The sequence below is a fragment of the Leptospira ellinghausenii genome (assembly GCF_003114815.1).
GTDB lineage: Bacteria > Spirochaetota > Leptospiria > Leptospirales > Leptospiraceae > Leptospira_A > Leptospira_A ellinghausenii.
Genome location: NZ_BFAZ01000006.1, coordinates 14,336 through 25,570, shown reverse-complemented (window position 1 = coordinate 25,570; position 11,235 = coordinate 14,336). Strand labels below are relative to the sequence as shown.

Below are 11,235 nucleotides of genomic sequence, written 5' to 3'. Positions count from 1 at the left end.
AAACGTGATGACCCTCGACCAAAAAAAAACCAAATCCATCCAAAAAGAGATGATAACCGCCTGTATTCAGTTAGCTGATCTTGGTTTTTTAGCAGGGATCGGTGGTAATTTAGCGGTACGCGTGGATGAAACCTATATGGTGGTCACTCCTTCTGCAAGTGATTATTATACAATGAAACCTGAAGACCTTTGTGTCTTACGCATTGATACCTTACAAATGGTAGAAGGTACAAAACAACCTACAACGGAAAGTGGAATCCATGCTAGTTTTTTTAAAAAACGACCCGACATCAATGTGAGTTTACACACTCACCAACCTTTAGCAAGTGCCATTACATTACTTGGAAAAGATTTAATATTATCAGAAAAGGAAACAAAAGAACGATTGGGAGATCGATTGGTAATGGTTTCTTATGCTCCTTCTGGAACCTCTTTTTTAGTCCGTGCCTTTCAATCAAAAATTACAGACAAAACAAATGGTTACTTACTCAAAAACCATGGAATTGTTTGTGGAGCAAAGGATTTAAAATCAGCGATCCGTTCTGTTTCACTAATTGAAAAAGAAGCATCTGAATTTTTACGTAAATCAATCCAAAATCATCCAAATCCAAACCGACTTTCTGCGCGAGTCATAAAGCAAATCAATACGATCTTCTTAAGTGCAAGGCATACATAAGTAACAAAAGGAATCATCATGATCCAACTAGCTAAAAAAACAAATCGAGTGAAGAAAAATCAATCTCCCGACGAATTGGAGTTACTAGACCTATGGAACCGATTGGAATCGAAGGGTTTGTTCCAAAACCTAACAGCAAGTTTGTCCTTTTTAATGCCTGGTGAAGGAAAAATGATCCTCATGGTGAAAGGGGAAGGTAAAAAAAAACAACCTCTTGTCGGAATTTATAGTTTAGAGAATCCTAATACGATGTTTAGTGGAGATGATTCGTTACCGACTCTTCCTTCCTTAATTCGTTTCCATGTTGACCTTTATAAAATTCGCCCTGATGTTGGCGCGATTGTGAGATTCATTCCTCCTTGGAGTTCTCATTTACATTCACTCGACCGACCTCTTCCTTTGGTTTTTGACGAACAATGCCGGCAATTAGGAGCACCTGTTTTACAATTACCAATTGATCTGAATGGAAATGTATTACCTAGTCCCATACTTACTTCAGGTGCTAATGGATTCATGTTAGGTGAAGAGATCATCATCACAAGTGTCACTCGCGAAAAAGCAATTTATAATTGTGAATTGATTGAAAAATGTGCCAAAGCATACTTGTTGGCCATTGCCACTGGAGGAAAAATAAAACAAATTCCATGGTTTGTTCGATTCATTGCGAAAAGTCGTTTATTAAATGACGAAAAAAAAGCGATGGAATTTTACAAACGAGGTGAAAGGCCAACTGGTTTTAAAGCCTACTAAAAAAGTAATCATCAGCATTCAAAAGAATTCGGTTTCGTTTTGGAGATTTACGATTGGTTCATTTTTTCCATATCTTCTGGCCATTCTGCTTTGATTTCTAAAACTTTTGGTAACACTTTCAAAAACTCTTTTACCAATTGGGGATCAAAATGGGTTCCCGATTCTTTTTGTAAATAAGACAATGCATCCTCAACTTCCCATGCTTTTTTGTATGGTCTTACGGTTGTTAAAGCATCAAATACATCAGCAATCGCTATGATCCTACCTTCTAATGGGATTTTTTCCCCTTTTAATTGGTAAGGGTATCCGGTTCCATCATATTTTTCATGATGAGTGAGTGCTATGGATTTTGCTAATTTTAACAAACTAGAATGATGGTCTCCGATGATCTCTGCTCCAATTTGAGGATGGCGTTTCATGATTTGCCATTCTTCTTCCGTGAGTTTTCCAGGTTTTTGGATGATAGAATCTGGGATCCCAATTTTCCCAACATCATGCATCGGAGCTGCATTCAAAATTTCTTCTGCACCTTCCTCGCTATATCCGATGGCAAGTGCTAAAGTTTTTGAATAGTGGCTCATACGAATGACATGCATACCCGTTTCATTGTCTTTATATTCAGAAGCCATACCCAATCTTTGGATGATTTGTAACCTTGTAATTTTGACTTCTTCACTATCCACAAGAGACAAATGAGTTTTGACCCGTGCTATGACAATGGAGGGACTTACCGGTTTTGTTATATAATCGACAGCACCTAACTTAAATCCTTTTTCTTCATCTCCTACATCAGTGAGAGCCGTAACAAAAATCACAGGAATGTATTTTGTATTTTGGTTTTCTTTTAACCTCTGGATGAGTTCATAACCAGTGACTTCTGGCATCATCACATCCAAAAGAATTAAATCGGGACTTTCTCGATTTGCAAGTTCCCAACCTTTCTCCGCATCTTTGGCAAAAAAAAGGATATAATCATTTTTCAGAATTTCGTTTAAAATTTGTAAATTCGTAGGTTCATCATCAATGATAAGGACCTTTGCTTTTGTATTCTGTATCATCTATCAATCTCCTAATTGTTTTTCCAGTTTTTTCAAACTTTGGATGGTTGTATCAAAATCAAAATGTTCAATGGATTTTGTGATTGTATGAATCTCTGGTAGAAAAGGAGGCAACGAAAGTATTTTCTCGAGTTCCAACCAATCAGTTGGATTGAGATTTCCCTTTTCAAACGAGAGGATTAGGTTCTGAATGAGTTGGATTGCTTTTTTGGCATCCAAGGGTTCCAAAGTTTTTTTCTCATTTGGATCGGATGGTGGCACTGTTTCCCAATTCCCTTGGGATAAAATACCAAGAAGGTTTTGGAATTCCGTTTGGACTAAATTCAACAATGAGTGAAACTCTGATCCGTTATGAGATTCTTTTTCCCATTCTTTTAGAATTTGAAATACTGACTTTAAACCCAAATTCGAAGTGACCCCTTTCCACTTATGGATCACTTCCGTTATTTGGCTCTGTGTTGTAATTTGATTTTGGATATCTGGAATGTTTTTGACTTGGTCACGTAAATAATCGAATAACACGGAAATGTACTTTGTTTTGGAACCATAAATTTTAATCCCCCGATCCCAATCAAATTTTTCTAGAAAAGGTTGCTCTAATGAACTTTCGTCTTGCAAACGAATATGTTTCTCTGTGGTTCCATACGTAACTTGTTCTTCCTTGTCACTTGCACGTTTCAAAATCCATTTGGCGATTTCTTCGTATAGTTCCTCAACATCAATGGGTTTGGATACAAATCCATCCATTCCAGCGAGTCTCGCTTGTTCTTTGTCCTCTTCAAATACACTTGCAGAAAGTGCAATGATTGGTGTTCGCTTTCGCAAATTGGTGGACTCAAACTCACGCATATGTTTAGTAGCTTCTAATCCATCCATCTCAGGCATTTGGATGTCCATCAGAACCAAATCAAAAGAATCTACCTGGAATGTTTTTAATGCTTCCAAACCATTATGAGTGATTTGCACCTTATGTCCGTTTGTTTCCATTAAGATTTGGATGAGTTCCACATTTTGTTTGACGTCATCGGCAATGAGAACTTTTAAATTGGGAAGGGAATGAAGTTCTTTGTTTTGGATGAGAGATTCTAAATTGCCTTTTTTTAAAGGTAAACTAAAATAAAAATCACTCCCCTCTCCAATTTTACTTTCTACCCAAATTTTCCCACCCATGAGTTCCACCAACTGTTTTGATATGGTTGTGCCAAGGCCTGTCCCACCAAATCTGCGACTCATGGAAACATCAGCTTGTGTGAATGGTTCAAAAATTTTTTCGAGTCTGTCTTCAGCTATACCAATGCCTGTGTCATGGATATGAAACAACACCTGATTCTCTTTTGGTGTGACAGAGAGATGAATTTTCCCTTCTTTTGTAAACTTAATTGCATTGCCTATCAAATTAGTTAAAATTTGCCTGATGCGAAGGTTATCCCCTTTATAATAATCTTCCAATAAATCCGAGTAAAATGTTGTAAAAGTTATTCCCTTTTTCTTTGCCTCCATTGCAAATGTTGAGGATACTTGGTCTATAAGAGAGAGCAAAGAGAAGTCAAAAACTTCTAACTCTACGGAACCTCGATCAAGTTTAGCTGAATTCAATATATCGTTTAACAAACGTAATAATGATTTTGCTGCATTTCGTATCGTTTCTAAATGTTTTTTTTGTGGATTTGGTAGAGGGTCAGCAAGTAATACTTCCGTAAAACCAATAATGGCATTCATAGGAGTTCTTATTTCATGACTCATATTTGCCAAAAAGGTGGTTTTGGTAATGGAAGCCATCTCTGCTTTCTCTTTTGATTCAATAAGAGCCTCTTCAATCATTCGCCTATCAGTGTTATCGAGTATGACTCCATCCAAAAACTTTACTTCTTTGTTTTCGTCGTAAACAAGGCCACCATATTCCAAAACCCAACGAATGTCCCCACTCTTATGTAAGATTCGGTAATTTAATACAAACGTATCGAAAGTATCGATTGCATTTTGTATCGTATTGGATACATGTTCTCTGTCATCCGGATGGATGATGTCCGAAAAATTTCGAATACGATTTGGTTCTAAAAAATCACTCGCAGGATAACCAGATAAAGTAAAAATTGCATCACTTAAAAAAACAGAAGACCAGTATTCATCTACTAAACACCGGTATACAACACCAGGAATGTTTTGGATGAAAGATTTTAATTGTTCTTCATTGTCTTTTAGTGCATTCTCAATCATGATCCTCTCTGAGATATCACTGATGAGTCCAACGAAAATATCGTCTTGTGGTAGTTTGGTGTGCCCGATAGCTAGACGAATTGGAAAGGTAGTTCCATCTTTACGAACTGCGATTGTTTCGCGACCGATACCAATGATTTTTGCTTCACCTGTGTTCAGATAATTGGATAAGTATCCATCGTGTTCTTCGCGAAAGGGACTTGGCATCAAAATTTTTACATTTTTCCCAATGATTTCCTTCGAAGACCAACCAAACATTCGTTCCGCTGTTACATTAAATTCCTGAACAATGCCACGTGTATCGATCATAACAATGGCATCCGCTGCTGTTTCAATGATTGCCCTAAGCCTAGATTCACTTTTGACTAAATTTTGGAATAAATCCTTATAACTGATAAATGCAATTGTTACAACTGCAGATCCAATCACAAATAAACTCCCAAAACCTACTAAAAAGGCTAAAAATACTTGGTCATTTGTGGAATTGTCTACACTGGTTCCGATTGGCACAACAAAACGAGCTGCTGCCATTCCTGTGTAATGCATCCCAGAAATAGCAGAACCCATCACTATTCCGCTAACTAACGTTAAATAAACACTTCTAATATTTAGGTTTGAGTTTTTTAATCGGAATTGGATGAAAATGGATAGAATTGAAAGGGCAATGGCAACAATAAGTGAAACCAAAAATAGAATTGGATCGTACATCAATTTTGGTTTCATCTGCATAGCAGACATTCCCATGTAATGCATAAATCCGATGCCAACTCCAACTAGAATTCCAACGGAAACCAATTCAAATTTCGTTATTTGTTTTTTACTGAGGGTTTGCAGAGCAAAAAAAGAAGCAATGAAACTAGGAAGAATGGATAATGTTGTGATTACCTTATTGTATGTTACTGTAGTACAAAGTTCAAAGGAGATCATTCCAATGAAATGCATGGACCAAACTGCACCACCTAGAGATAAACTAGCTGTAAACAATATCGCAAATCGAGAGAATTGATTCGCAACTTCTGAGAATCGATGTAATAAGTATAAAGATATCCAAGAAGCAAGGATGGAAATGAAAATGGATAATAGTACAAACCAAGGATTATAAGTTCCTTCGACAAAGTACACATTGGTGGGTGAGATGATGAAAAATTCCTGAAACAAATCCATACGTAAAATAACAGTGGTTTATAAAAAACGAATGTTCCTTCCCCATTCTTTGACTCTTGATGGAGAGGGAAAGGAAGTATTTAGGATCATCTCATTTTCAGTTTCTTTCGATCCGTACTATTCCTAAAGATTGGAAAGGAAATGGATAAAAAGTAATGAGATTCACTATAGAAACAAAATCATTTCCAACTAAAAGAAAACTCTTCGCCAATAGACCATTACCAGGAAACCGAATCTGTCTTTAGCTAATCATCCTATTTTACCTTTCTACATAAGGAAAACTTGAAAAAAATGATCCCATCCAATCAAAAACCACCATACAAATTCCAATGGTATCTAGATTAAGTATACCGTTCGGTTCACATGTCAACTAACATAGAAATAAAATGGATTGCCATTCTCCCGATTCTTTCCCAAATTACGTTTATGGATAAAAGTTTAGTTGGAAAAAATGCAATCGTAACAGGCGCAGCCCTTGGAATCGGAAAAGAAACCTCTCTCCTACTTGCGAGAAAAGGTGCCAATGTGATAGTTTCAGATATCAAAGAAGAAGAAGGGAATCGTTTAGTAAACGAAATCCAGAACTTTGGTGGAACGGCTTCATTTGTTTATTGTGATGTCAGTCGTGAAGAAGACATCATCCAGTTAACCAATTATCTTCCGAACCAAAACAAACGGATTGATATCATGGTAAATAATGCTGGTATCGCCAATAAACCAACCTTCATGCATAAAGTTTCAACGGAAGTTTGGAACCAATTGATTTTACTTGACCTAACAAGTGTCTTTTGGTGCCAAAAGTATGCAACAAAATTGATGTTAGCTGATAAAAAAGGGGGTTCCATCATCAATGTGGCATCCATTGCAGGACTTGGAGCCTCACCTTCCCTTGGGCCGTATTGTGTGGCAAAAGCAGGCGTGATTGAACTCTCGACAACTGGAGCTTTAGAAGTTGCAAAGGCTGGAATTCGGATCAATGCGGTTTGCCCTGGTTGGACGGAAACTGCCATCCTTGACGTCGCAGGAGAACGGGGGAAATCGGCGATGGAAAAAAACATTCCCATGGGACGACTTGGCAAACCGAATGAAGTGGCAAACCTCATTGTTTTTTTAGCATCCGATGAATCCAGTTTTATCACAGGATCAGTGTATAAAATTGATGGTGGGACTCGGAGTTAGGTTTTTTGAGAAAGGGATCTGAAGGGCTTGGTCTGACGTATGTCAGACGGGAGCGTTTAGCGCACCCCGAAGGAGCCCGGTCCCCGAAATAAACCAATTTTACATTCTAGTAGAATCAAAAGTATCAATTGGATCATTTTTTCGGGGATTCACCCTACCGCATCACTTCAAATAAACGGCCGAGTAAACTGTCTTGGGTTTGCATGGTTTTAGAATTGGCTTCGTAAGCACGGTTCACTTCAATCATATCCACCATTTCTGTCACTACCGATACGTTCGACGCTTCCAAATACCCTTGTAGCACTTGTGGGGCAAGAAGTTCTGGAAAGGCTGTGGGTTCTCCCGATTCAGGAGTGTCGGAATAAAAAGAATCTCCTTCTTTGTCGAGGTGGCGCGGGTTTTCCACCGTGCGGATTTTCAATTTATCAAGTAACACTGGTTCTTCGAAACGGTTTTCACTAAAATTCGTTCCGTCTTTTGGTGCCGTTCCGAGTTTCGCATTGATATAAATTTCGCCATTTTCTTTCACAAGGAAGTTCCCTTGGTTTACTTGGATGGGACCTTTTTCTCCGAGGAGAGGAAATCCTTGTGGGGTCACAACAAAACCATTTTTATCGAGTACAAAACTTCCACTCCGAGTGAGGCGTTCGCCCCTATTAGTGAGGACAGAAAAAAAGGCAGGTTTTTCCATTCCAGGTTGGTCTTGGACCATAAGATCAAAAATATTGTCAGTTTTTTTCACAGCTCCTTGTTCAAAGCGAGTGTACACTTCGTTCACTTCCGCACCAAACCCAAGTTTACCGACAACTGGGGAGGTATCAAAGGATCCCATTGGAGTTTTTCCAATCCCATCTTCAGAATAACGATGTAATAACATTTCAGGAAAGGTTTTGAAGACAGTGGTATCTTTTTTGAATGCAGTTTTATCCACATTGGCCAAATTATTGGCAATCACATCCATACGCACTTGTTGGGAAATCATCCCATTTGCACCTGTATACAATCCTCGTAACATAAATCCCTACCTATGTTTCCAATCGACCAAAACCCCAATTTCCCCAAGAGAAAATGCGACATAGTCAAAAAAGAGTTGAAGTTTTGGAGAATTTTTCAGAAAAAAGAAGGACATGAAGTTATCTATCGGAAACCTCCCCCAATCACTATCGGACGATGCCCTCGAGAAACTTCTTTCCGCCCATGGAAAGGTGACACACCTACAGATCAAACGTGACAAACTCACGAAGGTCTCTCTTGGGTATGGAACCGCCGAAATGGCCGATGCAGATGCGGAAAAAGCCATCGCAAACCTCAATGGAAAGGAATTGGAAGGGAAAAAAATCGTCGTGGTCAACCAAGAAGAATTGACCAAAGCACAAAATGAAGCCCAAAAGAAAAAAGGAAGTCCTGCCGTTGCAAAACCAACCTTTGGTAGAAACCAAACATCAGGTGGTGGTAATACAGGTGTCCAACGCCGTGGTGGTTCTCGCGGGTCGTAGATGAAACAATTACATGGAAGTTATCTCTCCATTGGTGCCGGGGAGAACCAAATCCCTCTCATTCGTGCAGCGAAACAAAGAGGTCTTAAGGTCATTGCTGTGGATTCAAATCCAATGGCACCTGGTCTTGTTGAGTGTGATATTAAAATATTAGAATCTACTCACGAATACCGTAAAATTTTACACGCGATGAGTAAGGTCCCCCTTCCCTATAAATTAATGGGAGTGGGTTCGAGGTCTTATGGTAAAGCAGTGTATACTGTTTCGTATCTCGCTGAAAAATTAAAACTACGTGGAAATCCCAGAGAAAGTACAAACCTTTTCCTTGACAAAGAGAAGTTTAAACAATCGGTTTCCAAATATGGAATCCCAGTTCCAACACTGATTCCTACAACAGTTTCACCCAAATCCAAAGATAAAAAATTAGATCTACAATTCCCAATGATTGCCAAACCCAAGGAAGGATCAGGCAAAAAAGGAATTACTGTCATAGAATCGGAAGCTGATTATAAAAAATTCTTAAAAACCAAATCAAGTGAGACGTATTTAATCGAACCATACGCACCAGGTGATGAAGTGACTGTCCTTGGGTTTGTGATTAATAAACGTTTTTATTTAGTATCACTTACCGACAAAGTCACAACGGGGATCCCTCAGTTTATGGAAGTGGCACACATAACCCCTTCAGAACATATCTCTATGGCAGGAGAATTAAAAATGATCTGCCAGAGTATTGTGACTGCTAGTAAATTAAAAACAGGACCCTTCGTTGCTGAATTTAAAATCACAAAAAATAAAGAATGTATTCTCATTGAAGCAACACCCGAAGTTGGCGGTGAGTTTTTAGCAGACCAACTATTACCTGCTCATTACGGTTATGATTATTTTAAGGACTTACTTTCTGTCACCATCGGGGAAAAAACAAGACCCGAATTTTTAAAAACCCCTGAAAAAGGAAGCACTCATTCTGGTATCTTTTTTATGCTTCCTTCCTCCAAACAAAAGAAAATGACGGAACCGAAAGTGTTTGTACCTAATTCGATGGAAACATTGTTCTTTCAAAAACAGTTAATTCCAACAGGAACAAGTTTGGATTCGAGAGAAGGAAACCACAGACGAACGTTTGCCTTTGGAATTTCTACCAAACAAAATATTTCCCCAAAAGACTGGTATCGGTCAATCCTTGATCGAATGGAATCATGAAAAACGTCTGGGACAAACACTACGAAAGACCAAAATCGAAACTAAATTTCCCTGATGAGAATCTTGTACGCCTACTCTCCAAAATTGATCCACCAAATCGGAAAGCATTGGACTTTGGTTGTGGGTCAGGTAGGCATACATTCCTTTTACAAAGTTTTGGTTACGAAGTAAAAGCTTGTGATAATGCCAAAACCACCATTGACTCACTCACAAATTCGGAACCTTCCATTCAATTCCTCCACACTCCAAACCTTCCATTACCATTTGAACCAGAGGAATTTGCAGTGATTGTCAGTTGGGGGGTATTTCATTATAACAACCGAAGTGAGGCAAAGGAACTTCTCTCTTCTCTTTACCGTTCATTAGCTCCAAACGGGTATTTGCTAGGTTCCATACGAGCTGAAGGAGATACACATTTAGGCTTAAGCCAAGGAACAATTAACCTAACTGATCTTAGTGGTGGGTATGCCGAAACCTATTCACTACACGACTTAAAAGAATTTTTATCAATCTTTTCCGAAGTTGCAATTGGTTATACAGAGAGAACACCCCTCGGAAAACTCACGGAACGAATTTGCCACTGGTTTTTCCTTGCTAAAAAATAATGGATGAGACGGATTCTCTACGAAAAGAATGCCCTCTCCAAGGTGAGTGCAATTGGAAACCACTCTACCAAACAAAAGGCAATTACAAAGGTTTGTCCATTCTAGAATGCCAAACTTGTAAACTACAAGCGCTGTCACCGAGACCTAATCAAAAAGAATTGTACACAAAAGAGTATTACCAAGGGAAAGCCGATTACACATATATCGATGAACGAGAACAAAAACCATTTTTTCGATTTGTATGGAAGGCAAGGATCCAAAACATAAAACGTTTCCGCCCAACTGGCCATTTTTTAGACATAGGTTCTTCCTTTGGTGGATTTTTGGAAGTTGCAAGGGAAGAAGGTTACTCCATCCAAGGAGTGGAAATTTCCGCATATGCAGCTAGTTATGCGAATGAAAATAATATCCCAACATTCAATGGCAATCTTTATGAGGCAAATTTTCCAAATCAAAGTTTTGATGTGATCACGATGGTCGAAGTGATCGAACACATTGAAAATCCGCTCTTATTTTTCCAAGAACTAACAAGAATTTTAAAACCTGGTGGGTTACTGCTTCTACAAACGGCTAATTTTGAAGGTTGGCAGGCAAAAACAGAAGGATCTGGATACCATTATTATATGCCAGGGCACGTGTTTTATTACTCTGATACGCTATTAAAAAAGATATTGACTCGCCTTGGATTTGGAAGTTTCGTATCTTACTTCGGTGTGGATTTTCCATTGATGGCAAAACTAAAAAAAGTAAGGGGTTCCTTCCAAACTAGGAAAGATTACCTGAAATGGTTTCGCATTTCCTATTATCATTTTTTATCCAAAATGAAACGGAATGGATTCCCTCTCACCTCTAGTTATGTTTTGTATGCATTTAAAAAATAGGACAGT

10 protein-coding genes are annotated in these 11,235 nt (G+C 38.5%); 7 read left to right on the top strand and 3 right to left on the bottom strand.

What is annotated here, in order from left to right; genetic code table 11:
• Positions 1–7: 7 nt before the first annotated feature.
• Together DI076_RS05430 and DI076_RS05425 are read left to right on the top strand one after the other, a co-directional pair.
• Positions 8–676, top strand: a complete 669-nt coding sequence (locus DI076_RS05430) for a class II aldolase/adducin family protein (RefSeq protein WP_108958974.1) — start codon at positions 8–10, stop codon at positions 674–676.
• 18 nt (positions 677–694) lie between these two features.
• Positions 695–1,426: a class II aldolase/adducin head domain-containing protein gene (locus DI076_RS05425; RefSeq protein ID WP_108958973.1), complete on the top strand. Its 732-nt coding sequence runs from the start codon at positions 695–697 to the stop codon at positions 1,424–1,426.
• Between the two features lie 47 nt (positions 1,427–1,473).
• Here the strand turns inward: DI076_RS05425 and DI076_RS05420 are convergent, their stop codons facing one another.
• Complete coding sequence (locus DI076_RS05420) at positions 1,474–2,484, bottom strand: response regulator (RefSeq protein WP_108958972.1); 1,011 nt, start codon at positions 2,482–2,484, stop codon at positions 1,474–1,476.
• A gap of 3 nt (positions 2,485–2,487) precedes the next feature.
• Positions 2,488–5,865 carry a PAS domain S-box protein gene (locus tag DI076_RS05415; protein ID WP_108958971.1) on the bottom strand — a complete coding sequence of 1,126 codons (3,378 nt, stop codon included), beginning with the start codon at positions 5,863–5,865 and terminating at the stop codon, positions 2,488–2,490.
• Positions 5,866–6,291: 426 nt separating this feature from the next.
• Between DI076_RS05415 and DI076_RS05410 the strand changes: the two genes are divergently transcribed.
• Positions 6,292–7,044, top strand: a complete 753-nt coding sequence (locus DI076_RS05410; RefSeq protein WP_108959256.1) for an SDR family NAD(P)-dependent oxidoreductase — start codon at positions 6,292–6,294, stop codon at positions 7,042–7,044.
• A 154-nt stretch (positions 7,045–7,198) separates the two neighbouring features.
• Here DI076_RS05410 and DI076_RS05405 read toward each other — a convergent pair whose 3' ends face one another.
• A complete protein-coding gene (locus DI076_RS05405; protein ID WP_108958970.1) occupies positions 7,199–8,059 on the bottom strand; it encodes a flagellar hook-basal body protein in 861 nt (286 codons plus the stop codon).
• Positions 8,060–8,171: 112 nt separating this feature from the next.
• Here DI076_RS05405 and DI076_RS05400 point away from each other — a divergent pair, with 112 nt between their 5' ends.
• From DI076_RS05400 to DI076_RS05385, 4 genes are read left to right on the top strand one after another with little or no spacing between them, the layout of a single operon-like run.
• Complete coding sequence (locus DI076_RS05400) at positions 8,172–8,540, top strand: RNA recognition motif domain-containing protein (protein ID WP_108958969.1); 369 nt, start codon at positions 8,172–8,174, stop codon at positions 8,538–8,540.
• On the top strand, positions 8,541–9,743 hold the full coding sequence (locus DI076_RS05395) for an ATP-grasp domain-containing protein (RefSeq protein WP_108958968.1): 1,203 nt from the start codon (positions 8,541–8,543) through the stop codon (positions 9,741–9,743).
• Positions 9,740–10,348 carry a class I SAM-dependent methyltransferase gene (locus DI076_RS05390; RefSeq protein WP_108958967.1) on the top strand — a complete coding sequence of 203 codons (609 nt, stop codon included), beginning with the start codon at positions 9,740–9,742 and terminating at the stop codon, positions 10,346–10,348. The genes DI076_RS05395 and DI076_RS05390 overlap by 4 nt, the downstream gene beginning before the upstream one ends.
• A complete protein-coding gene (locus DI076_RS05385; protein WP_108958966.1) occupies positions 10,348–11,229 on the top strand; it encodes a class I SAM-dependent methyltransferase in 882 nt (293 codons plus the stop codon). Before DI076_RS05390 ends, DI076_RS05385 begins: the two co-directional genes overlap by 1 nt.
• Positions 11,230–11,235: the final 6 nt, after the last annotated feature.